The sequence below is a fragment of the Tardiphaga robiniae genome (genome assembly GCF_001618955.1).
GTDB classification, from domain to species: Bacteria; Pseudomonadota; Alphaproteobacteria; order Rhizobiales; family Xanthobacteraceae; genus Tardiphaga; species Tardiphaga robiniae_A.
The window spans coordinates 317,501-341,665 of record NZ_LVYV01000001.1; the positions used below are offsets into that span (position 1 = coordinate 317,501).

Genomic DNA, 24,165 nt, shown 5'->3' on the forward strand with positions numbered 1-24,165 from the left:
CACCGTGGCATGCTGATCCACGATTACTAGCGATTCCAACTTCATGGGCTCGAGTTGCAGAGCCCAATCCGAACTGAGACGGCTTTTTGAGATTTGCGAGGGGTCGCCCCTTTGCCTCCCATTGTCACCGCCATTGTAGCACGTGTGTAGCCCAGCCCGTAAGGGCCATGAGGACTTGACGTCATCCCCACCTTCCTCGCGGCTTATCACCGGCAGTCTCCTTAGAGTGCTCAACTAAATGGTAGCAACTAAGGACGGGGGTTGCGCTCGTTGCGGGACTTAACCCAACATCTCACGACACGAGCTGACGACAGCCATGCAGCACCTGTGCTCTATGCCCCGAAGGGAAGGTTCCATCTCTGGTACCGGTCATAGACATGTCAAGGGCTGGTAAGGTTCTGCGCGTTGCGTCGAATTAAACCACATGCTCCACCGCTTGTGCGGGCCCCCGTCAATTCCTTTGAGTTTTAATCTTGCGACCGTACTCCCCAGGCGGAATGCTTAAAGCGTTAGCTGCGCCACTAGTGAGTAAACCCACTAACGGCTGGCATTCATCGTTTACGGCGTGGACTACCAGGGTATCTAATCCTGTTTGCTCCCCACGCTTTCGTGCCTCAGCGTCAGTTATGGGCCAGTGAGCCGCCTTCGCCACTGGTGTTCTTGCGAATATCTACGAATTTCACCTCTACACTCGCAGTTCCACTCACCTCTCCCATACTCAAGACTTTCAGTATCAAAGGCAGTTCTGGAGTTGAGCTCCAGGATTTCACCTCTGACTTAAAAACCCGCCTACGCACCCTTTACGCCCAGTGATTCCGAGCAACGCTAGCCCCCTTCGTATTACCGCGGCTGCTGGCACGAAGTTAGCCGGGGCTTATTCTTACGGTACCGTCATTATCTTCCCGTACAAAAGAGCTTTACAACCCTAGGGCCTTCATCACTCACGCGGCATGGCTGGATCAGGCTTGCGCCCATTGTCCAATATTCCCCACTGCTGCCTCCCGTAGGAGTTTGGGCCGTGTCTCAGTCCCAATGTGGCTGATCATCCTCTCAGACCAGCTACTGATCGTCGCCTTGGTAGGCCATTACCCTACCAACTAGCTAATCAGACGCGGGCCAATCTCTCGGCGATAAATCTTTCCCCGTAAGGGCTTATCCGGTATTAGCACAAGTTTCCCTGTGTTGTTCCGAACCAAGAGGTATGTTCCCACGCGTTACTCACCCGTCTGCCACTGACGTATTGCTACGCCCGTTCGACTTGCATGTGTTAAGCCTGCCGCCAGCGTTCGCTCTGAGCCAGGATCAAACTCTCAAGTTGGACTTGAAACTTTAAACCGGCTGATCACAACGTATTGACGAGGTCCCACCATACTAAGTCGTTCAAAACCTTGCGGCTTTGGCGACCTGCTGTCCGCGCTTCACAGCGCTAACAACGATGGTGTTAACCTTTGTTCAAAACGTGTACCGCCGAAGTCTTTCGTCCGGCCCCGCCTCAGGAAGCCGAAGCTCCCATCGAACGAGACCCGCAAGGACTCCGCCGTCCACGTTTCTCTTTCTTCATTTTAACTTGTCAAACAGCCCAACGCCGAAGCGTCACTCCCCCCGAGAGGGAGAAAATCTTGCTACTCAATCACCCGACAACAGATCAGCAGCCGACACCTATCGGCTACTAAAACACTCTTCGCGGTGATGAGCTTCCGAGACACGAACAACCGCCCGGGCTGGTAGGCCCCGGCGCCGCTGCGCTCAGTGGCCGGGTTATAGGCCCCCTCACCCGAAACTGTCAACGCCATTCGTCAGAAAATCGTCACGTACTGTGGAGGAGGCCCCAGGGCCCAAAAAGCGTAGGTTTTACAGGGGTGACGCCGTACAAGAGCCACATTCCTCCGACGTTCTGAGCATGCCTTGTGCAAAGATTCTGCGTCGCCCCTGAAACTTTTTGGGGGCGGTCGAACCGGATCTGGGCCCAACGGTCTCTCGAAAGAACGAGCTGCGTCATCGCAGTGCGCTTTTGGGCCAAAGAGAACACAGCGAAAGAGTTTGCAGCATTGACGTTCGTCCATTCGGCCAGCATTTTGGCGCGCACTGTTCGACCGTCGATGCGATGTGCTTGGGGAAGACTCTTCGCATGATGCTGGGAATTCGGGGGATGTCGGCTTGAATCACGGACTGTCACGCGGTGGCGCCTATAATCGTGAGACCGGGATGATTGATCTCGGCCACGAGCCGCCGCTATCCGTTGATGGCTCCGAAGCCGCAGTCATCGATCGTCGCCGCGTTTCGGTACAGTGGTTCAGTGGTACTATCCTCACAGGTCTCTGCGGCGCGGCTCTGATCGGCGGCGCCGTTTTTGCGTCGCTTGACGGCGAGATGACCTTTGCCAAGGTACCCGAACGCGTCGAAGGCGCGCTACGCGGCGCCTTCAGTGCCACCGACAAACAAGCCAGCCTGCATAAGTCCGACCGCCTGCCGCCGCCGAGCGACTCTTCCGCCGCGCGCCAGGTACTCAAAGTCTCCACCGTCACCCGCGTCGGCAATCGCGACGTCATGCGCGTGCGGCCCTTCATCCGGATTTCCGGCAATCTGGCCATGGCGACCAGCGATCTCAGCGCCAAGATCCCGCCCTTCAATGCCCAGCGCCTGCTGACCGATGTCGGCAGCCCCGCTCCGAACAGCGACGACGCCGCGGTCAATCCGAATGCCGTCGAGCCCGATGCCGAAGTCTCCTTCGTCACCCGCGATCTCGGTCAGGTACTGCCGAAAGCCAAGATCGGCGCCAGCGTTGCTATCGATGAAGTCTTGATGCGCGTGCGCGACGCCTCCAACTGGCGCGGCAATACTGGCGTTCGCTACACGACAGTCGCCAGCGCCACCGGCGATATCGGCGGACAGCCCGACATGAAGATGGCCTATGCCGCCGAAGGCACCACGGCCGATCCTTATGCCGGCTTCGAAACCCGTATCGTGCCGGAAAACGTCACGCTGCTGGCCAAGACCAAGGATCAGGCGACCGGCGGCAACCCGAATGGCGAGCGTATCCATATCGTCAAGAAGGGCGACACCATCCTGAACATCCTGCGCGACCAGGGCGCTATGCCCGAGGAAGCCAAGGCCATCGCCTATACGCTGGGTGCCCGCGGCCGCGACGGCGGACTGAAGGAAGGCCAGAAAGTTCGAATCCTCATGTCGCCGGCCGGACCGGGCCAGCGTTTGCAGCCCTACCGCGTCATCGTCGCCAACGATTCCACCATCGAGGCGGTCGCCGCCCTCTCCGATCTCGGCAAATACGTCGCCGTCGATGTCTCCAGCATGAATACCGTCGCCGAAGCGCCAAGCGCATCGGATGATGACGAGGAGGATGACGGCACCGGCGTGCGGCTCTATCAGAGCATTTACGAGACGGCGCTGCGCAACAAGGTCCCTGCCACCGTCATCGAGGACATGATCCGGATCTACTCCTACGACGTGGATTTCCAGCGCAAAGTACAGCCCGGCGACTCGTTCGACGTGTTCTTCGCCGGCGAAGACGAAGGCGCCACCATCACCGAAAAGACCGAAGTGCTGTTCGCTTCGCTTACAGTGGGCGGCGAAACCAAGAAATACTATCGCTTCCTGACCACCGACGACTCGGTCGTCGACTACTATGACGAGACCGGCAAGAGCGCGAAGAAGTTCCTGGTCCGCAAACCCGTCAATAACGCCATCATGCGTTCGGGCTTCGGCGGACGCCGCCACCCGATCCTCGGCTACACCAAGATGCATACCGGCGTGGACTGGTCGACGCCCTACGGCACCCCGATTTTCGCATCCGGCAACGGCGTGATTGAAAAAGCCGCCTGGGAAGGCGGCTACGGCAAATATATCCGCATCAAGCACAATAACGGCTACGAGACCGCCTACGGCCATATGTCGGCCTTCGCCAAGGGCATGGAGCCCGGCAAGCGCGTGCGGCAGGGCCAGGTCATCGGCTTCGTCGGCTCGACCGGCATGTCCACCGGCGCCCACGTTCACTACGAAATTCTGGTCAACGGCCGCTTCGTCGATCCTATGCGCGTGAAACTGCCACGCGGCCGCTCGCTCGAAGGGCCGATCATGGCCGGCTTCGAGAAGGAACGTGACCGGATCGACGCCCAGATGACCATGCGTGGCCCCGGCGCCCGCGTGTCCGATGCCGGCGTGACCGGCGCGGTGCCACCAGCACGGCCGACGACCAGCCGCTAAATTCGTATTTTTCGCCTTGTTCTGCGCATCAGACCGACGCCGCGTGGGCTAGGGGACGCTCGGGACAGTAGCAAAAAACGCTGAGGTCCGGCGATCAATCCGCAGCGAGCTCGCTTGATTCAATCAGGCAAACGCCAGGCGCGTCGGTCACGGCGGCCTCGATCAATGCGTCGGCGATCTTGTCTGCCGGACTGATCCGGTAGCTGCGCGGCAGAACCGGACCCAGCACACCGAGCACCGCCGCCGCGACGTGCTCGCCTAGCCGGAATTCGTCGCGATCACCACCGATCAGGCCCGGCCGCACAATCGTCAAAGACGGAAAGCCCATCGCCTTCAGCGCTTCCTCCACTTCGCCTTTGGTACGCGGATAGAGCAACTTTGAGCGCGCATTGGCACCCACCGACGAATTGAGCGCGAAACGGCTAGCGCCGTGCTTGCGCGCCAGCCGGGCGACTTCAAGCGGGTAATCATGATCCACAACGCGAAACGCCTGATCCGAGCCGGCCTTGGCGCGCGTCGTGCCGAGTGCACAGATCACACCATCGACGTCCCACCAGTCGGCCTCGGCTGGTAACCGGTCGAAATCGACCAGCGGGTTGTCGAGCTTCGCATGCGCCTCAAGCGGCCGCCGCGTCGGCGCAACGATGCGCGTAATCCGACTGTCGGCGAGCGCTTTGGCGATGACATGGCGGCCGACAAGGCCGGTGGCGCCGACCACGAGAATGCGGGTCATGATCTTTCTCCGACATGGAAACGGCCTGAACCGCGAGATTCAGGCCGTTTCGTTGCGTTTAAACCCGTGCCGTCAATTCAGCTGCCGCTTCGGCACCGGCGCCTCGAACTCGGCGATCTCCGCGGTCCGTGCCGGCTTGCCATTGAAGGTCAGGACGTTGCCGGCGGCGCTTATGTCGACATGGTCGCCGTCCCTGACGTCGCCGGCGAGGATCATCTCGGCCAGCGGATCCTGCACGTTGCGCTGGATCACGCGCTTGAGGGGACGGGCGCCGTAGGCGGGATCCCAGCCCTTGTCGGCGAGCCAGTCGCGGGCTTCGTCCTCGAGCACCAACGTGATCTTGCGATCTTCCAGCAGCTTGGTGAGCCGCGCGAACTGGATCTCGACGATCCGACCCATCTCGCTCTTCTGCAAGCGGTGGAACAGGATGATCTCGTCGACGCGATTCAGGAATTCCGGCCGGAAATGGGCGCGGACATTGCCCATCACCAGGTCGCGCACGGCTGACGTATCCTCGCCCTCGGGCTGATTGACCAGGAATTCGGAACCGAGATTCGACGTCATGATGATCAGCGTGTTGCGGAAATCGACAGTGCGGCCCTGGCCATCGGTCAGCCGGCCATCGTCGAGCACCTGCAGCAGCACGTTGAACACATCCGGATGCGCCTTCTCGACCTCGTCGAACAGCACGACCTGATAGGGCCGCCGCCGCACAGCTTCGGTGAGCGCGCCGCCCTCGTCATAACCGACATAGCCCGGAGGCGCGCCGATCAGACGCGAGACCGAGTGCTTCTCCATATATTCGGACATATCGAGACGAACCATCGCGGTGTCGTCGTCGAACAGATAGGACGCCAGCGCCTTGGTCAGTTCGGTCTTGCCGACACCGGTGGGACCGAGAAACATGAACGAGCCGATCGGCCGGTTCGGATCCTGCAGGCCTGCCCGTGAACGACGGACGGCAGTTGCCACCGCGCGCACGGCTTCGGCCTGGCCGACGACGCGCTCGCCGAGGCTGAGTTCCATGCGCAGCAGCTTGTCCTTCTCACCTTCGAGCATCTTGTCGACCGGCACGCCGGTCCAGCGCGAGACCACCTGCGCGATGTGATTGGCGGTGACCGCCTCTTCCATCATCTCGGAATTCTCGTTGGCTTCGATATCGGCCAGCCGCTTTTCAAGATCGGGAATCCGGCCATAGGCCAGTTCGCCAGCGCGTTGATATTCGCCGCGGCGCTGCGCCTCGGCCAATTCGAGGCGCAAGCCATCGAGCTCGCTCTTGAGCTTCTGCGCATTCGACAACTTGTTCTTCTCGGCCGACCAGCGCTGGGTGAGCGCTGCCGATTTCTCTTCGAGCTCGGCGAGTTCCTTCTTGAGCGTTTCGAGCCTGCTCTTCGAGCCGGCATCGGTTTCCTTGCCAAGCGCCTCCTGCTCGATCTTGAGCCGGATGATTTCGCGGTCCATCGAGTCGAGTTCTTCAGGTTTGGAATCGACCTGCATCTTCAGCCGCGCCGAAGCTTCGTCCATCAGGTCGATGGCCTTGTCCGGCAGGAAGCGATCGGTGATGTAACGGTTCGACAGGGTGACGGCAGCGACCAGCGCGCTATCCGTGATGCGGACGCCGTGATGCTGTTCGTATTTGTCCTTGAGGCCGCGCAGGATCGAGACCGTATCTTCGACGGTCGGTTCCGCCACGAAGATCGGCTGGAAGCGCCGCGCCAGCGCCGCGTCCTTCTCCACATGCTTGCGATATTCGTCGAGCGTGGTGGCGCCGATGCAATGCAATTCGCCGCGGGCGAGCGCAGGCTTCAGCAGGTTGGACGCATCCATTGCGCCATCGCCCTTGCCGGCGCCGATCAGCTGATGCATTTCGTCGATGAACAGGATGATGCCGCCCTCGGCCGAGGTCACCTCGCCGAGCACCGCCTTCAGCCGCTCCTCGAACTCGCCGCGATATTTCGCACCGGCGATCAGCGCACCGAGATCGAGCGACAGCAGGCTTTTGTCCTTCAGGCTCTCCGGCACGTCGCCATTGAGGATGCGCAGCGCGAGACCTTCGACAATGGCAGTCTTGCCGACGCCGGGTTCGCCGATCAGCACGGGATTATTCTTGGTTCGCCGCGACAATACCTGAATCGTGCGGCGGATTTCCTCGTCGCGGCCGATCACCGGGTCGAGCTTGCCGTCACGCGCCGCCTGGGTCAGGTCGCGGGCATATTTCTTCAACGCGTCATAGGCATTTTCGGCCGTGGCGGAATCCGCCGTGCGGCCCTTGCGCAGCGCATTGATCGCGGCGTTGAGATTCTGCGGGGTGACGCCGCCCTTGTTGAGCAGGCTGCCGGCTTCGGAGTCCTTGTCGAGCGCCAGCGCAAGCAGCAGCCGCTCCACGGTGACGAAACTGTCGCCGGCCTTTTCGGCGGCCTTTTCGGCTGCATCGAAAGCGCGCGCGGTCGCTGGCGCCAGATAGACCTGCCCGGCCCCTGCGCCCGAGACCTTGGGCATCTTGCCCAGCTCGGTTTCCGTCGCCTTCAGGATGGCGCGGGAGTTGCCGCCGGCGCGATCGATCAGGCCGCCGGCCAGACCTTCGCTGTCGTCCAGCAGAACTTTCAGAATGTGCAGCGGCGAGAATTGCTGATGGCCCTCGCGCACAGCCAGTGACTGCGCCGACTGGATGAAACCGCGCACCCGTTCGGTGTATTTCTCAATGTTCATCGTGTGTTGTCCCTCGGCCTGCCCTGTCCGCCTCGAAAGCACAGATGGGGCATCTTCATTGGGTTTCCGCAGGCCGCATTGATGGTGGTCAACCGGCTGCGGTCGTCGCTGGCGTCAAAACCAGCTTGATGCAAATGTGGGCAGCCAGTTCCCGAAACGGAAGGGGTCCGCATAAAATTCCAATCGACCAGGCGATGGCGCCGCGGGCCCAAATCTCTTAAGACCGGAACCATGCCAGAACAGTCTTACGCCAGCGTTGCCAGCATCTACCGCTATCCCGTGAAGGGCCTGACGCCCGAGCCTCTGGAACAAGTCACGCTGAAGCCCGGCCAGCCCCTGCCCGCGGACCGGCGCTATGCCATCGAGAACGGCCCGATCGGGTTCGACCCGGCAGCACCGCAATATTTTCCCAAGACCCAGTTTCTGATGCTGATGCGCAACGAGCGCCTGGCGACGCTCCGCAGCCACTACGACGACGCCAGCCATACACTGACGATCCGGCAGGACAATGTGGAGGCAGCGCGAGCCGATCTGCAGACGGCCGAAGGACGTGCGGAGATCGAAGCGTTCTTCGCTGCAAATTTTGCCGATGAATTGCGCGGACCACCCAAGGTGCTGTTCGCGGACGGCCATAGCTTTTCGGACGTGCCGCGCAAGGTGGTGTCGATCATCAACCTTGCCAGCGTCAAAGATCTCGAAAAGGCCGTCGGGCAGACGGTGCATCCGCTGCGCTTTCGCGGCAACTTACATGTAGCGGGCTGGCCGGCCTGGCATGAATTCGAATTGATCGACCGGACGCTCGCCATCGGCAGCACCCGGCTCAAGGTGGTGAAGCGCATCGTCCGCTGTGCAGCGACCAATGTCGATCCGGATACGGCCGCGCGGGATCTGATGATTCCGAAAACGCTGCTGCAGACCTACGGTCATGCCGATTGCGGAATTTACGCTGAGGTCATCACCGGCGGCATGATCACCGCCGGCGATAAGATCGTCGTCGAAGAATAGACGAACTCAGCTCGTCGGCATCACGTAGGCGTAAACGCGGCCACGCGAATACACCGACTCGGCGACGCGGTTGCCGTGATTGCCGGAGACGATGATCGGGTTGCCCTTGGCATCGACGCCCGAGACGACACCGACATGACCGCCGCGACGACCGCGCGACATCACGGCGATGGCGCCGACCTGCGGACCGGAGATGCGCTGGCCATAGCTCGAGAACGAGCGCGCCATGTCCGAGCCCGTGCCCTGATGGCCGGTGCGCTTCAATACGAGGTTCATGAACGCTGCGCACCACAAGCGACCGCGCGCGGTCGGATTGCCGCGGCCGATGAAGCTGCGTGCAGCGTCAACGATACCCGAACCGCCGAAGCCACCGGAGGGCTGGTTCATGCTTGCATTGGCGTTATTGAAATTTGTGGAGTCGCCGAACGAAGGCGCCTGCTGTTCGACTCGGGCACTGCGTCGCGCATACCGCGCGCGATGCCGGACGTGATGACGCGTGCTGTGTGTGTACTTGCCGACGTGGTGCGAATGACGCGAAGCGCCGTGATGAGGACGTGCCGACGCAGGAGAGACTGACGCGAGAACTGCCGCCGAACACACCGCAAGAGCCGAGATGCGAAGTGCACGGCGATACGCAAAGAACTGAACCATACCGAATTTTTCCTCTTAACACCCCCGAACCCCATCGGCCCAAATACGCGGGCCAACAATCGGGACGGGCGTGGTAACGAAGTTGGTATGGCGATAACAAGACCTAGAACGGTTCAAGTGACGATTTTTTAACGGCGACATCGGAGTGAATCGCTTCAACTTCAACGGACGCCATACGTATAGACATACCAGCCACCCATTCGACAGAATGTGCGCTTATATTACCTATTCGAATTAGCTTTTAAGCACATCTTTGGCGTGCATCGCGGACCGACACACGGCGTGAAAAGCCGCATAGAATGCGGTATTTCTGCTTCCATCAGGCAGAAATCTACACGCGATCAGGGTTGCGCCGATTTACTCGCGCGGCTCAGCAGGAAAACGCCCTGCTCCCCGAACATGTTCCAGAACCACCAAGGCGCATTGAGGCGCAGCGGACGGCCATAGAGATCGAGTGCAACGGCACGCTCCATCTTCACGTTGATCTCGTCGCACAAGACAACGAAATCCTTGATGGTACAGAAGTGAATGTTCGGCGTGTCGTACCACGTCGCCGGCAGATTCTCCGTACGTGGCATGCGACCGCCGACAAGCAACTGCACGCGCATTTTCCAGAAGCCAAAATTCGGAAACGACACGATGGCGCTGCGACCGATGCGCAGTAGATTTTCCAGCACCACCCGCGGCTGCCGTGTCGCCTGCAGCGTCTGCGACAGGATCACGTAGTCGAACGCATCGTCGGGATAGTTGATCAAGTCCGTATCGGCGTCGCCCTGCACCACTGCGAGGCCTTTGCCGACGCAGCGGTTGACGCCCTCGCGCGACAGTTCGATGCCGCGGCCGTCGATACCGCGGCTTTCCAGCAATTGCAGCAGATCGCCGTCACCACAGCCGACGTCGAGCACCTTCGAGCCCGGCTTGATCATCTCCGCAACCAGGAGGTGATCGCCGCGATAGTCCTGCGTGCCGCGCGGCGCCGGCGTCGCCACCGCAGAATTCAGCGGCAAGGTCTGTTGTTGAAACGCCATCTCTATGCCCCCGTAACCGGCAGGCCGCGTACGGAGGCTGCGGAATTCAGGAACGCACCGGCGATATCGAGAAACTCGGGCACGTCGAGCAGGAAGGCATCATGGCCCTTGTCGGTCTCGATCTCCGCAAAGGACACGCGGACGCCGCCGGCATTCAGCGCATGCACGACGTCGCGTGATTCCGCCGTCGGAAACAGCCAGTCTGATGTGAACGACATCAGACAGAAGCGCGTCTGCGTATCGCGAAACGCTTCCGCAAGCTTGCCGTTGTGGTCGGCCGCAATATCGAAATAGTCCATGGCGCGCGTCAGATAGAGATAGGAGTTCGCGTCGAAGCGCTCGACAAAGGACGAACCCTGGTAGCGCAGATAGCTCTCGACCTGGAAATCAGCGTCGAACGAGAATGTCGGCAATTCCCTGTCCTGCATGCGCCGACCGAACTTGCGGTGCAAAGCGGCATCCGAGAGATAAGTAATATGCGCGGCCATGCGCGCGACGCCAAGGCCGCGATGCGGATGTGTGCCTTCCTCGAAATAGCGCCCGCCGCGCCAGTCGGGATCGGCCATCACGGCCTGACGCCCCAATTCGTGGAAAGCAATATTCTGCGCCGAGTGCCGCGTGCTGCAGGCGACCGCCAGCGCGGAGAACACCCGCTCCGGATAAGCCGCGGTCCATTGCAGCGTCTGCATGCCGCCCATGGAGCCGCCGACGACGCAGAACAGCTGGCCAATACCGAGACTGTCGATCAGCATCGCCTGCGCACGCACCATGTCGGGAATGGTGATGACCGGGAAATCCAGCCCCCAGATCTTGCCGGTAGCGGGATTGGTCGACGCCGGGCCGGTCGAGCCCATGCAGCCGCCAAGCACATTGGAGGAAATGATGAAGTAGCGTTCGGTATCGAGTGCCTTGCCCGGGCCGACCAGTGTCTGCCACCAACCGGGCTTGCCGGTGATCGGATTGATATTGGCGACGTGCTGGTCGCCGGTCAAAGCGTGGCAGACCAGGATAGCATTGGATTTGTCGGCGTTGAGAGTTCCGTAGGTCTGATAGGCGATTTGGAACGGGGCGAGGTCGATGCCGCAATCGAGCCGCAACGGCTGATCCATGCCGAAGGCCGCGACCAGCGAGGTCGGATGATCGGCTTCATGTCCACGCTCATCGGGGCGGACAACCGGACTCTTCACCAGTTCGACATTTACCATCTTGATACCGGCCTCCTCAGGAGGTTCTCAAACCAAAACCGGAATCAGGCCATAAAAAACCCGGCCTGAACAAATAGTTCGGCCGGGATCAAACTGTCCCCGGCCTGTTTAGCGAGTTGTTTAACGTGGCTGCAAGCCGGCCGGCTCAAATGACCACGGGAGTGAGAAGATATTAGTCCCACGCTCGCCTGCCGTCAATATGGGCAAACAGGCGTATGGCCCGGTCAAATTGACCAACTGCCCTGCGGCCAAATCCGCCATGTTTTCTTTGCTTTCCGGCACCGTCTTACCTAATCAATGGCCGTGCCCGCCGGCTCCCTGGAGCCGGCCCGGCCAAGCTTGACGGGACCTATCACGCCTCCCGTCCCGAAGGTTTTGAACATGTCGAAATTACCACCCGCCCCGCCCTCGCTGGACGAACTGCGCAAAGAGATCGACAGCATCGACGCACAGGTTCACGCCCTGTTGATGCAGCGCGGCGACATCATCGACCGGCTGATTTCGGTGAAGCAGACCCAGGAGGTCGGTTCTGCCTTCCGGCCGGCGCGCGAGGCCGACATGATGCGCCGTCTGGTGCAGCGCCATCGCGGCATCCTGCCGATCGACACCGTCGAGAGCATCTGGCGGGTGATCATCTCGACTTTCACTTACGTTCAGGCGCCGTTCTCGGTGCATGCGGATCTGTCGCTCGGCGAGAGCGCAATGCGGGATTCCGCGCGCTTTCACTTCGGCTTCACGGTGCCTTACATCGCGCATTTCAGCGCGGCCGCAGCGGTCGAGGCCGTGGCCAAGTCCAAGGGCGATCTCGCGCTGGTCTCGGCGACATCCAGCCGCACGCCGTGGTGGATCCCGCTGGAAGCCCAGGGCGCGCCGAAGATCATCGCGCGCCTGCCGTTCATCGAACGCGCCGACCATCCGGCCGCATTGCCGGTGTTTGTGGTGTCGCGCGTCGCCGACAGCGCCATGGTGACCGAAGTCGAGATGTGGAGCGTGCGAGTGTCAGGCTGGAATGCCGAGACCGCGCGCGCGCTGTCGCCACTGGCCGAAATCGTCGCCGTGCCGGATACCGCCTTTGACGGCGCGGCGCTGCTGATCTCGATCACGAGAGCCTCGAGCCTCGACAAGATCAAGTCGGCGCTGATCGAAGCCGGCGCGTCGGTGCGCTCCACGGCTCTCGTCGGCAGCCACGCAACCCGCTATACCGTGGCCGCCAACGACGCACCGCGTTCGTAAGCCAATCTGACGTTCTGGAGTTGAAGATGTCCCGTCCTGTGCCGAAGCCCGGCATTCTCGATATCGCGCCCTACACCCCTGGCAAGAGCCCGGTGGTGGAGCCGGGCCGCAAGACCTACAAGCTGTCGGCCAATGAGACGCCGTTCGGCCCATCGTCGCGCGCCAAGGACGCCTTTGCCACTACTGTCGCGCATCTCGAGGATTATCCGGAAGGCACGTCGAAGGTGCTGCGCGAGGCGCTCGGCCACCGCTTCGGCCTCGACCCCGCGCAGATCATCTGCGGCGCCGGCTCCGACGAAATTCTCAACCTGATTGCGCATGTCTATCTCGGCCCCGGCGACGAGGCTATTTCGACCGCACACGGCTTCCTGGTCTACCCGATCGCTACCCAGGCGAACGGCGCCACCAATGTGGTCGCTCCGGAAACCAACTTCACCTGCAACGTCGACGCGATCCTGAACTGCGTCACGCCGCGCACCAAGCTGGTGTGGCTGGCGAACCCGAACAACCCGACTGGCACCTATCTGCCGTCCTCCGAGATCAAACGCCTGCGCGCCGGCCTGCCGGAGCATGTGCTGCTGGTGCTCGACGCCGCATACTGGGACTACGTGACCAAGGGCGACTACGACAACGGCCTGGAGCTAGCGAAGACCACCGAGAATACCGTCGCCACCTACACCTTCTCGAAGGTGCACGGCCTGGCCGCCTTGCGGATCGGCTGGATGTTCGGCCCTGCGCACATCGTCGATGCGATGAACCGGATTCGTGGGCCGTTCAACGTCTCGGCGCCGGCGATGATGGCCGCGGTGGGGGCGATCGAGGACACCGGCCATGTCGAGATGTCGCGCACGTACACCGCCAAGTGGATCGGCATCCTGACCGAGGAAATCACCAAGCTCGGCATCGAGGTGACGCCAAGCGTGGCCAATTTCTTGCTGATGCATTTTCCGGCGACCGGCAAGACCGCAGCGGATGCCGATGCGTTCCTGACCAGGCGCGGGCTGGTGCTGCGCGCCGTGACCAATTACGGCCTGCCGAACTCGCTGCGCATGACCATCGGCACCGAGGAAGCCAACAGGCTGGTGATCGAGACGCTGCGTGAATTCATGGCATCGAATTCGGGGCAATGACGTGAGCGCCACGCCGCCCTTCAAACGTATCGCGCTGATCGGGCTTGGCCTGATCGGCTCGTCGCTGGCGCGCGGCATTCAGCAGCTTGGCCTTGCCGGTGAATTGGTTGCCACCGACAATTCGGCGGCCGTGCGTGCACGCGCCGTGGAAATCAAGCTCGCCGACCGCATCGCCGACGACAATGCCAGCGCCGTCAAGGATGCCGATCTGGTCATCGCCTGCGTGCCCGTTGGCGTGGCGGGCGACGTGGCGAAAAGCATCGCGGCACATCTCGCGCCCGGCGCAATCGTCTCCGACGTCGGTTCGGTGAAGGCCTCCGTGCTGCACGCGATGTCGGAATATCTGCCGGACAACATCCACTTCATTCCCGCGCATCCGGTCGCCGGCACGGAAAACTCCGGTCCGGATTCCGGCTTCGCAGAACTGTTCAGCAATCGCTGGTGCATTCTGACGCCGCCCGACGGCGCGGATCCCGCGGCCGTCGAGAAGCTCACCGGCTTCTGGGCTGCATTGGGCGCCAATGTCGAGATCATGCAGGCCGCGCATCACGATCTGGTGCTCGCGGTCACCAGCCATCTGCCGCATCTGATCGCTTATACAATCGTAGGCACGGCCGACGAGCTCGAAGACGTTACGAGGTCGGAAGTGCTGAAGTTCTCCGCGGGCGGTTTCCGCGATTTCACCCGTATCGCAGCATCAGACCCGACCATGTGGCGCGACGTGTTCCTCGCCAACAAGGACGCGGTGCTGGAAATGCTCGGTACCTTCCAGGAAGACCTGTCGAAGCTGACGCGTGCCATCCGCCGCGACGATGGCGATGCGCTGTTCGAGCACTTCACCCGCACCCGCGCGATCCGCCGCGGCATCGTGAGTATCGGTCAGGATGAAGCGGCGCCGGACTTCGGGCGCAAGCATCAGGCGCTGACGAAGAAGGCGGATTAAAAGACGCTCTCTCGTCATTCCGGGGCGCACCGAAGCCGCCAACCCGGAATGACGGGCATATAGGCTCAGAACAGGGGCGGGATCTGCGCCACGCGCAGCGGCCCGAGGAACACCGCGCCATCGACAAATTTCAGCGGGAACGACCGCGCCGCTTTGCCTTCCAAGACAGCCGCAGTCCCGATCGAATTGACGCCGGCGGCAAGGCCGCTGCCGGCATTCTTGCGCACGACATTGCCGAGACCGGGGATCGCGCGATCCAGCGCACCGAGGATGTTATTGACGTCCTGCGATTTCACGCCGGGCGCAATGCGGTCCAGCGCCTCCTGAGGCACGCCCATCTCCAGCAACTTGTCGATCCCGAGGGCGGCGATAGCCTTGTCCAGCCCCGCTACCGTCATCTGCAATTCGCCGTCGAGATTGCCCGCGGCGGTCAGACCGAGCGAGCCCGTCGCCAGCGAGATGATCTCGCCCTGCTGGATGCGCGACTGCACGATCTCGACGCGTCCACCTGCAGCTTGAAGCTCGCGGAAACGCTGCGGCCAGGGCTTGGGCGAGACATCCTTGAGGCCGCTGAGCAATGCGCGGATATCGGCGTCGAACGGCGCTGCGAGGATCGGATGAACATCGGCAATGCTGCCGCTCCTGATCTGCAGGGCCGTCTCGATCACCGGCTTGTCCGGCGTCGAATTCGCTGCCGTGCGGCCATGCAATTCGACCTGCTTGGCACGTGCGGTCGGCGCCTGCACCGAGCCGGCGAAGCGGTCGAGCGACACGTCGTCGAACACGATGTCCGCGCTGTCGGGCGTACCCGGGAGACCGGTGATGCTGCTGCGCGCGGAGCCCCAGTTCATCACCATCGCCGGTTGGCCGCGATCGGACAGGACGGCCGGCGCGGTGAACTCGGCGACCAGGAGCCGCGGCGTGTAAATCTGCGCGACCACGACGATCTCGCCAAGCTTCGCGGTGATCGGAATCTGTGTCGCATTCTGGGTGGCGGTCTGCGACGTCAGCGAAACGCTGACGCCGCTGCAGCGGACTTCGAGCCGGAACGGGAAGCCGGAGACCGAACGGTTGGCGCAATCATAGACGCGGCCAGCCGCGGCCTCTCGGGCGCGCCAGATATCGACGTTTTCGTCGACCTTGGACGCGGCATAGAACCAGAAGCCGCTCCACGCCGCCGCAAGGACGACGATGATGACGGGCAGGATGAAAATCGGCCAGAGGCGGCGCTGGGTGGGCTGTGCATATTCGGACATGGCGGGACGTAGATCGCATGATTTTGTCAAATCGGCGATCCCTTTCATGGGGTTATCCTGTCGTCGCAGGGCCACATTGCAGGAAATCAAGATCGCCCGGGCCCAAGGTTTCTGCTAGGTCGGCACCATGACCGCGAAAATCACCGCCGAGCCCGATTCCGACAGCGATCTCTGGGTGTTCGGCTATGGCTCGCTGATGTGGCGGCCAGGCTTCGAGTTCATCGAACAGGTCCCAGCCCGGCTGATCGGCGAACATCGGGCGCTCTGCGTCTATTCCTTCGACCACCGCGGCACGCCGGAAAAGCCCGGCCTCGTGCTCGGCCTGGACCGCGGCGGCGCCTGCCGCGGCATTGCCTTTCGCGTGGCGGCCAAGCTGCGCCATGACACCATCGCCTATCTCAGGGAGCGCGAGCAGACCACCCATGTTTATCGCGAGGTCATGCGCTCCGTCTGGCTGGATGACGTGGAGCGCACCCGTGTCAGCGCGCTGGCCTATGTGGTCGACCGCGGCCACGTGCAATATGCCGGGCGACTCAGCCTCGGCGAACAATTGCATTTCGTGCGGCAGGGCCACGGGCGTTCCGGGCTGAACCGCGATTACGTGCTGTCGACCGTGAAGGCCATCGAGGCCGAAGGCTTCCGCGACGCGCAGCTCCATCAGCTCGCAGCGATGCTGCACGAGTGAATAAGCGCTAGCTCTCTTTCACCGCCACATTCGGCACACGCCCGAAGATCGTCGCCTGTTCAGCCCGTGCTTCAGCAACGATGCGATCGGTGGCTGCCTCGATCGATGTGCTGATCGCCGCGATGAATTCCTTGCGTGGCAGGCCGGGCGGCAACGGATCGAGAAACTCCACCACCAGCGTGCCGGGATAGCGCAGAAAGGTGCGGCGCGGCCAGAACAGGCCGGAATTCAGCGCTACGGGCAAACAAGGCGCGCCGCATTTGGCGTAGATCTGCGCGACACCTGGTTTGTAATCCGGTGGCGCGTCAACGGGACGGCGCGTGCCTTCAGGAAAGATAATGAGCTGGCGGCCGAGCTGGACTTCTTCGGTCGCGCGCTTGGCCATATCGATGAGCGAACGCGCACCGCCATCGCGATCGACGCCGACCATTTTCGATTTCTTCAGGTACCAGCCGAAAAAGGGGATCTGGCCGAGCTCGCGCTTGTAGATGAACAGCGGCCGGTCGAAGAACGGCATCAGCGCGAAAGTCTCCCACATCGATTGATGTTTCGAGGCGACGATGAGTGGCCCCGCCGGAATTTTCTCGAGACCGCGATAATCAACCTTCGTGTTGCAGACAACGCGCATTAGCCAGATGCTGCTGGTCGCCCACGCCTTCGCGATCGCCATGAAGGCGCGCGGCGGCAGCACGAAGGTCGGGATAGCCACCAGGATCCAGAACACCAGCAGCACATAGAACAGCACGTTGTAGATCAACGAACGCACGAATATCGAAGTCATGGTGATCCGATCAGGTCAGTTGGCCAATTTAGCTGGCGGAGGCCGTCGCCGGCCTGCGCAGCGGCGCGACACTCTGCTGGTCGCTGCTGGAATCCGGCATCAGATCGATCCCGATATGCGCCAGCCGCACCCGCGCTTCGGCCGCGAGATATTTCACATATTCCGATAGCAGCAACCGCAGCGTCGGGCCACTGGTCCACCACGGCTCGTCTCGCCATTTCTCGCCGATCACCGAGAACGGGATCAGCTCGATATCCGGCATCTCATGCGACATTTCGACGATGGCACGCGGCATGTGATAATTCGACGTCACCACGATCAGCGACTTGAAACCGCGCTCATGAACCCAGCGCTTGGTCTCAACCGCATTGCTGCGTGTGTTGACGGCGGAGCGATCGAGATCGACGCAGCAATCCAGCAGCCGCTGGCTGTCCGGCAGCGTGCGCGAAATATTGGCCGCGCCATTGGTCGGATGCACGCCGGAGATCAGCAGCCGTTTGCCGAAGCCATTGGCGAGCAGCTCGAGCGCATCCGCAACGCGCGACGAACCGCCGGTCAGGACCACGATGCCATCGGCATTGGCCGAGGGCTTCAGCTCGCCGCTGCGCAATTGCGCAAGAAACGCAACGAAGCCGATGGCGCCGACCATGAAGGACAGTGCAAATGCGACCACGAGTGCCGCACGGATGACGCGCCGCCGCGGTGGCGCGGCAACGGGCATCTCCGTGGTGTTCTGGTCGTCGAGCAAGATCATCGGTCTGGCGTTTGGTCCTTTGGCAGCAATCTTAGGTATTTTTCGGCGCCTTGGCGATGCCACCGCCTGTGCCTGACGCGTTACTCGATATCGTTCAGCGTCGAAAACAATGTGCGGCGCGATGCCCAGGCGGTAATTCCTGCTATCAACAGCGCCTGCCCTGCCACCGCGAGATAGCCCGACGACCGCAGTGAGAACGTTCCCAGCAATGCGGCGAACTGGTCGCCCACCGGCGTGCCGGAAAACCAGCTCGCGATCGACTCGGAAAACCCGAACATCAGCATCGCGGCACCACCGCCAATGATACCGCCCTGCAGGCCAAGCCGCAGAAAGTGGCGGAAGAAGCGATTGGCGATATAGCGGTCGCCCGCGCCGACGAAATGCAGCACCTCGACGATCGGCCGGTTCGCCGCCATAGCGCCGCGCGTCGCAAAGGACACAGAGATAATGGTGGCGATAATAACGAGCGCAAGGATGCCGAGCCCGGCCAGCACCGTTGCCGATGTCATCGAGCGCATCCGCTCGACCCAGGCGCGATGATCGTCAACGCTGGCCGAGGGCACGGCCTGCGTCACCCGTTTGCGCAAGCCGATAATGTCCAGCGCGGTCCCCGGCGCGACACGTGCAATGATGACGCGCGGCACCGGCAGCTCGTCGAGCGACAGTCCCGTGCCGAGCCACGGCTCCAGCAACTGCGCCGATTGCTCCCGGCTATAGGGCTGCACCTCGACAATCCCCGGCTGGCCGCGAATGGCGTCCGTCACCGCCTGCGTATCCCGGTCGAGATCGCGGCCGCCCTGCGGCTTCACCTGGATGGTGATTTCGCTAGCGACTTCCGATTGCCACTCCGACGCCGACGCGCTGATCAACAGCACCGCGCCCGTCGTGATGGAGGCGAGGAAGGTCATGATGGCGACGACGGCGACCAGCGCGCGGCCGGCGATCGAGCCGCGCGGCACGATCGGGGATGCGTTGCGCGCCTTCGCCGGGACCTGCGGGCGATCGGTGCCGAGGTCCATCAGCGGGCCGTGTTCTTCGCCGATTCTACTCATAGATATGCAGCCGGCCTTGATGCAGCACCATGCGCCGCGCGTCGTATTGATCCATCAATGTAATATCGTGGGTCGCGATAATCACCGCGGTGCCGGACTTGTTGAGTTCGATGAACAGCCGCAGCAGACGCCGGCCCAGCGTCGGATCGACGTTGCCCGTCGGCTCGTCGGCCAGCAGCAGCATGGGCCGCGCGATCACCGCGCGCGCAATCGCGGCGCGCTGCTTCTCGCCGCCCGACAGGATCGGCGGCAGCGCATCCATGCGATCGCCCAGACCCACCCATTTAAGAAGATCGATGACCTCGCGCCGATAGCTGGACTCCTCACGACCCATCACCCGGAACGGCAGCGCGACATTCTCATAGGTCGTCATATGGTCGAGCAAGCGGAAATCCTGCAGCACGATACCGATGCGCTTGCGCAGGTCGGCGATCTCGTCCTTGCCGAGCAGCGAGATATCCTGGCCGAACAGATTGACCAACCCGCGGGTCGGCCGCAGCGACAGGAACAACAGACGCAGCAGCGAGGTCTTGCCGGCGCCAGAGGGACCGGTCAGGAACTGGAACGAATGCGCAGGGATCTGGAAATTGAGGTCGCGCAGAATCTCCGGGCCAAGCCCGTAGCGCAAACCAACATTTTCGAACCGGACCACATTCAGCTCCGTTCGATGGGTTCAAAAAGCCTCAAAAAGACGGTCAAATGCTTGTGCGGCCGTTATGGTTTCCGATTCGTTAACGGTCGTCTTGTAGCCTGCCGGCCATGTCATCGGCTATCGGCTCCATGCATATCGTTTGCCCCAATTGCACGACGTCCTACGCCGTGAACCCGGCCACGTTCGGCGATGCCGGACGGACGGTTCGCTGTGCCCGCTGCAAGGAAGTCTGGCTGGCGCGGCCGGAAGACCTCTCCCGCGCCGAGGCCCGTGTTCCCGCCATGGCGGCGAAGGCCAGCGAGCCCGATCTGAACGAGGACATGAGCGCCTGGGGCGTGACCGAGGACGACGACGCCTCGGCGCCGAACGTTCCGGTGGTAGAAAGCCCGTCGATTTCGGCCGACTGGCCGACCGACGCCAATGATCGCACCGAAGCCGCCGACTGGGCCACGCTGGCCCAGCACGACGTGGTGGCCGCGATGCGGGCCACCCCGCCGTCACGCTTTGCGGCGCTCCGCCGTTTCATGCCGTCGCTGCCGCGCCTGTTCGTCATGCCGCGCCACAGCCTGCCGATCGCCACCGCTGCCATGGCGTCGTTGTTGCTGGCGCTGGTGATCTGGCGCGTCGACCTGGTCAAGCTGATGCCGCAGACCGCGACTTTCTATCAGGCGGTCGGCCTCGACGTGAATATACGGGGGCTTGCCTTCAAGGACGTCAAGGTCACCACCGAGACCGTCGATGGCAAGTCGGTCTTGCTCATCGAGGGCCTGATCGTGTCCGAAACCCGCACGCCCACCGCATTGCCGCGCCTGCGTTTCGTGGTACGCGACGAGAAGGGGACTGAAATATATGGCTGGAACGCCGTGCTCGAACAGCCCGGCCTCAATCCCGGCGACAAGACATGGTTTCGATCGCGGCTGGCCTCGCCGCCGGTCGAAGGCCGTAGTATCGATGTGCGCTTCTTCACCAAGCGCGACGTCGCCGGCGCGTAAGTCCAAGGAGTTGTCGTGGCGCGTATCCTGATTGCAGATGACGAAGAATCGATGCGGCTGCTGGTCGGCCGCGCCATCGCCATGGATGGCCACGAGATCGTCACGGCCGAGGACGGCGCCGAAGCGCTTGAAATCATCAACGAGCAAGGCGGCGCATTCGACCTGCTGCTGACCGACATCAAGATGCCTGTCATGGACGGCATCGCGCTGGCGCTGGCCGTCGCGCGCGATTTTCCCGAACTGACAATCCTGCTGATGACCGGTTACGCCGACCAGCGCGAACGCGCGACGGGCCTGAATGCGATCGTGCACGATGTGGTGACGAAGCCGTTTTCCGTGGCGGATATCCGCACTGCGGTGGCGGACGCACTGGCGGTAAAGAACGAGGGATAGCGCCCTCGTCATTCCGGGGCGCCGGCGCGAACCCGGAATGACGAAACGAACGCTTCCTCAATAATCCTTCAGCAGCCGCTCGATGTAATCGAGTTCAAGCTGCGGTCGCGTGGTGTCACCGAGACGACGACGCAATTCTTCCAGGATTCTCCGCACGCGCTGCACGTCGATCTCGCCGGGAATCTTCACCGTGAGGTCGTCGCCGAGTTCGCGGCCACGCAGCGGACGCCCGAGCGGATCGCTTTGCCGGCCACCGCTCTGCTGGCGGCCGGGATTGTTGCCGGGGCCGTCGTTCTGGCCTTCACCCTCGCCCTGCTGCATGGCCTGCGCGAGCTTCTGTGCGCCCTTGCGGAGCGCATCGAGCGCCTTGCCCTGCGAACCCACCGCGCCGTCGGCATTGCCCTCGCCAAGCTGGCCGCCGGCATCGCCCATGGCGCTGTCGGCATCGCCGAGACCATCACCGTCGCCGTCACCATCGGCGTCCGCCTGATCGTCACCGCCTTGACCTTGGCCCTGCCCTTGCTGGCCCTGCTGTCCTTTTTGCCCTTGCTGTCCTTTTTGACCCTTCTGACCCTGGCCCATGCCCTGCTTGGCAAGTTGATCCTGCAGCTGCTTGAGGCGGTCGCGCAGGTTTTGCTGATCCTGCTGCAGATCGCCCATACCCTGCTCGCCCTGCTTGCCGCGGCGGCGCTCGTTGCGCTGGTCCTGGCCCTGCTTGAAGGTCTTGTCGCGCAACTGCTGCTGCTTGCGGATCATGTCCCCAAGCTCGTTCATCGCCTGATCCATCTCGCTGTCACCGGACTGGCCGGGCTGCGCCATCTGCAGGTTTTCCAGCATCTGCTGCATCTGTTCGAGCAACTGCTTGGCGGCGTCCTTGTCGCCGGAGCGCGACAGCCGCTCCATGCGCTCGATCATGTTGTTGAGGTCCTGCTGCCGCATCACCTTGGTGTTCTTGTCGAGCGGACGCGCCAGCTGCTGCGGATTCTGCTTCATCTGCTCGGCGAGCTGTTTCAGGAAATTGTCCAGCGCCGCACGCAGGTTCTCGGTGAGCTTCTTGATCTCCTCATCACTGGCGCCGCGCTCCAGTGCCTGCTTTAGCGCGTCCTGTGCCGCCTTCAGCGCCTTGTCGACATCGGTGATGTCGCCGTCCTCGATGGTGACGGCGAGCGCCCACAGACTGGCGACGACTTCTTTCAGGGCCGCGTCGGTGCGGGCGCGTTCGATCTGGGTGGCAACACTGCGCAGCCCGAGATACTGACCGGCTTCCGGCGTGAAAGCTTCCGGCGCGATCATCAGGGCCTGCAGCGCGAAGGAGACCTGGCCGCGCTGATTGGCGTCGAGTGCCAGGATACGGCGCTGTTCGATCAGCGCGCGTGGCAGCGGCTTGGTGAACAGCCGCTCCGGCAGTCGCATGCTGAACGGCTCGCTCTTGCCCTCGTTGCCAGCTTCATCCTTGGCGGTCAGCGTCAGCGTGACATCGGCGCCGGCATAGGGATCCTCGCTGAGATCCTTGACGGTCTGGCCAACACCGTTGCGCGTGCGCGCATTTGGCAGCACCAGCGCAAATGATGGCGCATCGAACAGCGGCCGCGCCTTGGCGGCTTCCTTGATGCCATCCTTGGTCTCGGCGGGACGCGCCGCGAATAGTGCATGGGCTTCGGTAACGCCGTAGTCGTCCTCGAGCTTGTAGGACATCTGCAGCGAACCGCGCGCCTGACGCTCCGGGTCCTTGGCGAGCACGATGGTCGGCGGACGATCACCCGTTGCCGTGAACTTCCACTGCGGCTGGCCGGACGGCGCACGGACATGTGCTGTCCCGTCAGACGTGATGGTGAAATGCTTTTCGTTGGTGCCCTTCGGGGCTTCCGCCGTCGGCGCCACGTCAGCGACACCGCCGGTGAGAACGACATCAAGCGCACCACCGCTGGAGCGCACGATCAGCGTCGAACCCGACGGCACCGGTAATGCAGCGGCATCAGCCGTGGACGCGTCCTTGTTGGCAGCAGACAGGATGATCGGCGGCTTGCCGGTGTAAGGCGGCGGCGTGATCCAGGCATCGACGCGCACATTCGCCGGCGCCAGCACGCCGTTCCAGTCGAACGCCGCCATGATCCGCGCACCGCGCTCACCGCTGGCGGCAAACCAGGTGGCGAACAACAGCACGACCACGATGGCGCGCAGCGCCCAGGGGTCATGGATCGCGAGGCGCGGCGATGGCAGGCCAGCGCGGATTTTCTTGAGCGAGGCCAGCGTACGCTCGCGCTGAACCAGCCACAGCGCCCGGGCCATCGGGTCCTGCGACGACAGCGTGTCGGTCAGCGCCGTTGCGGGGCGATGTGCAATGCCGGTGCCGTGATCGAGGCGCGACAGGCCCTCTTCACGCGACGGCCAGCGAAACTTCAGGAGAGGAACGAGCGTCGCCAGCGCGGCGATGACGAACAACGCAAGACCGATAGCGCGTGCAGTGAAGGGAAGCGTCAGCCACAGGCCGGCCCAGGACGCCACCAGAAACAACCCGACGACACTGAGCAGCCGGGCCAGATGCGGCCATCCCCGCTCCCAGGCAATCGCCACCCGGGCACGCTGCAGCGCCTGCGCGAGCTGAAGCTGTGCCGCCGCCTGACGATCGGCATGTACGTCGCGTTGGGGGTCTGGTCGGTCGGGGGGCGCAGCGCTCAACGACGATCTCCGATGTTACCGCACGACACACTAGCACGGCGGCGGCAATGAGGCATGGCACGA

At 62.6% G+C, this 24,165-nt stretch carries 19 protein-coding genes, 1 rRNA gene and 1 riboswitch (1 of these 21 running past the window's edge); of the genes, 8 read left to right on the forward strand and 12 right to left on the reverse strand.

Features of this window, described 5'->3' with window-relative positions:
• A 16S ribosomal RNA gene (locus A4A58_RS01520) occupies positions 1–1,318 on the reverse strand; it reaches 169 nt to the left of the window's first position.
• Between the two features lie 839 nt (positions 1,319–2,157).
• Between A4A58_RS01520 and A4A58_RS01530 the strand changes: the two genes are divergently transcribed.
• Entirely contained in the window at positions 2,158–4,221 is a 2,064-nt protein-coding gene (locus A4A58_RS01530; protein WP_068729153.1) for a M23 family metallopeptidase, read from the forward strand.
• A gap of 94 nt (positions 4,222–4,315) precedes the next feature.
• Here the strand turns inward: A4A58_RS01530 and A4A58_RS01535 are convergent, their stop codons facing one another.
• Positions 4,316–4,954 carry an NAD(P)H-binding protein gene (locus A4A58_RS01535; protein WP_068729155.1) on the reverse strand — a complete coding sequence of 213 codons (639 nt, stop codon included), beginning with the start codon at positions 4,952–4,954 and terminating at the stop codon, positions 4,316–4,318.
• A 72-nt stretch (positions 4,955–5,026) separates the two neighbouring features.
• Positions 5,027–7,663 carry an ATP-dependent chaperone ClpB gene (gene clpB, locus A4A58_RS01540; protein ID WP_068729157.1) on the reverse strand — a complete coding sequence of 879 codons (2,637 nt, stop codon included), beginning with the start codon at positions 7,661–7,663 and terminating at the stop codon, positions 5,027–5,029.
• A 231-nt stretch (positions 7,664–7,894) separates the two neighbouring features.
• Between clpB and A4A58_RS01545 the strand changes: the two genes are divergently transcribed.
• Complete coding sequence (locus A4A58_RS01545; protein ID WP_068729159.1) at positions 7,895–8,668, forward strand: MOSC domain-containing protein; 774 nt, start codon at positions 7,895–7,897, stop codon at positions 8,666–8,668.
• 6 nt (positions 8,669–8,674) lie between these two features.
• Here A4A58_RS01545 and A4A58_RS01550 read toward each other — a convergent pair whose 3' ends face one another.
• From A4A58_RS01550 to metX, 3 genes are all read right to left on the reverse strand, one after another.
• Positions 8,675–9,319: a TIGR02594 family protein gene (locus A4A58_RS01550; protein ID WP_068729161.1), complete on the reverse strand. Its 645-nt coding sequence runs from the start codon at positions 9,317–9,319 to the stop codon at positions 8,675–8,677.
• Between the two features lie 341 nt (positions 9,320–9,660).
• On the reverse strand, positions 9,661–10,347 hold the full coding sequence (gene metW / locus A4A58_RS01555; RefSeq protein WP_244499621.1) for a methionine biosynthesis protein MetW: 687 nt from the start codon (positions 10,345–10,347) through the stop codon (positions 9,661–9,663).
• Between the two features lie 2 nt (positions 10,348–10,349).
• The gene (gene metX, locus A4A58_RS01560) at positions 10,350–11,552 is read right to left on the reverse strand and encodes a homoserine O-acetyltransferase MetX (RefSeq protein WP_068729163.1); all 1,203 of its coding nucleotides are present in this window, start codon (positions 11,550–11,552) and stop codon (positions 10,350–10,352) included.
• Between the two features lie 87 nt (positions 11,553–11,639).
• Positions 11,640–11,719: riboswitch (SAM riboswitch) on the reverse strand.
• A gap of 214 nt (positions 11,720–11,933) precedes the next feature.
• Between metX and A4A58_RS01565 the strand changes: the two genes are divergently transcribed.
• Genes A4A58_RS01565 through A4A58_RS01575 form a run of 3 tightly spaced genes read left to right on the forward strand, consistent with a single transcriptional unit; the run spans position 11,934 to position 14,858 of the window.
• A complete protein-coding gene (locus tag A4A58_RS01565; protein ID WP_068729165.1) occupies positions 11,934–12,785 on the forward strand; it encodes a chorismate mutase in 852 nt (283 codons plus the stop codon).
• Between the two features lie 26 nt (positions 12,786–12,811).
• Positions 12,812–13,915 carry a histidinol-phosphate transaminase gene (gene hisC / locus A4A58_RS01570; RefSeq protein ID WP_068730371.1) on the forward strand — a complete coding sequence of 368 codons (1,104 nt, stop codon included), beginning with the start codon at positions 12,812–12,814 and terminating at the stop codon, positions 13,913–13,915.
• Between the two features lies 1 nt (position 13,916).
• Positions 13,917–14,858: a prephenate/arogenate dehydrogenase family protein gene (locus A4A58_RS01575; RefSeq protein ID WP_068729167.1), complete on the forward strand. Its 942-nt coding sequence runs from the start codon at positions 13,917–13,919 to the stop codon at positions 14,856–14,858.
• 65 nt (positions 14,859–14,923) lie between these two features.
• Here A4A58_RS01575 and A4A58_RS01580 read toward each other — a convergent pair whose 3' ends face one another.
• Positions 14,924–16,114, reverse strand: coding sequence for a DUF2125 domain-containing protein (locus A4A58_RS01580; RefSeq protein ID WP_068729169.1), 1,191 nt, complete (start codon positions 16,112–16,114; stop codon positions 14,924–14,926).
• Between the two features lie 127 nt (positions 16,115–16,241).
• Between A4A58_RS01580 and A4A58_RS01585 the strand changes: the two genes are divergently transcribed.
• A complete protein-coding gene (locus A4A58_RS01585; protein WP_068729171.1) occupies positions 16,242–16,799 on the forward strand; it encodes a gamma-glutamylcyclotransferase in 558 nt (185 codons plus the stop codon).
• Between the two features lie 7 nt (positions 16,800–16,806).
• Here A4A58_RS01585 and A4A58_RS01590 read toward each other — a convergent pair whose 3' ends face one another.
• From A4A58_RS01590 to ftsE, 4 genes are all read right to left on the reverse strand, one after another.
• Positions 16,807–17,580, reverse strand: coding sequence for a lysophospholipid acyltransferase family protein (locus A4A58_RS01590; RefSeq protein WP_068729173.1), 774 nt, complete (start codon positions 17,578–17,580; stop codon positions 16,807–16,809).
• Positions 17,581–17,608: 28 nt separating this feature from the next.
• Positions 17,609–18,334, reverse strand: coding sequence for a YdcF family protein (locus tag A4A58_RS01595; RefSeq protein ID WP_068729175.1), 726 nt, complete (start codon positions 18,332–18,334; stop codon positions 17,609–17,611).
• An 80-nt stretch (positions 18,335–18,414) separates the two neighbouring features.
• Entirely contained in the window at positions 18,415–19,386 is a 972-nt protein-coding gene (locus A4A58_RS01600) for a cell division protein FtsX (RefSeq protein ID WP_068729178.1), read from the reverse strand.
• Positions 19,379–20,038: a cell division ATP-binding protein FtsE gene (ftsE, locus tag A4A58_RS01605; RefSeq protein ID WP_068729180.1), complete on the reverse strand. Its 660-nt coding sequence runs from the start codon at positions 20,036–20,038 to the stop codon at positions 19,379–19,381. The genes A4A58_RS01600 and ftsE overlap by 8 nt, the downstream gene beginning before the upstream one ends.
• Before the next feature lie 128 nt (positions 20,039–20,166).
• On the opposite strand from ftsE, the gene A4A58_RS01610 reads away from it, so the two are divergent.
• On the forward strand, positions 20,167–21,030 hold the full coding sequence (locus A4A58_RS01610) for an MJ0042-type zinc finger domain-containing protein (RefSeq protein WP_068730372.1): 864 nt from the start codon (positions 20,167–20,169) through the stop codon (positions 21,028–21,030).
• A gap of 15 nt (positions 21,031–21,045) precedes the next feature.
• A complete protein-coding gene (locus tag A4A58_RS01615) occupies positions 21,046–21,423 on the forward strand; it encodes a response regulator (RefSeq protein WP_068729183.1) in 378 nt (125 codons plus the stop codon).
• 57 nt (positions 21,424–21,480) lie between these two features.
• On the opposite strand, the gene A4A58_RS01620 is transcribed toward A4A58_RS01615, so the two are convergent.
• A complete protein-coding gene (locus A4A58_RS01620; RefSeq protein WP_068729185.1) occupies positions 21,481–24,102 on the reverse strand; it encodes a TIGR02302 family protein in 2,622 nt (873 codons plus the stop codon).
• Positions 24,103–24,165 lie beyond the last annotated feature (63 nt).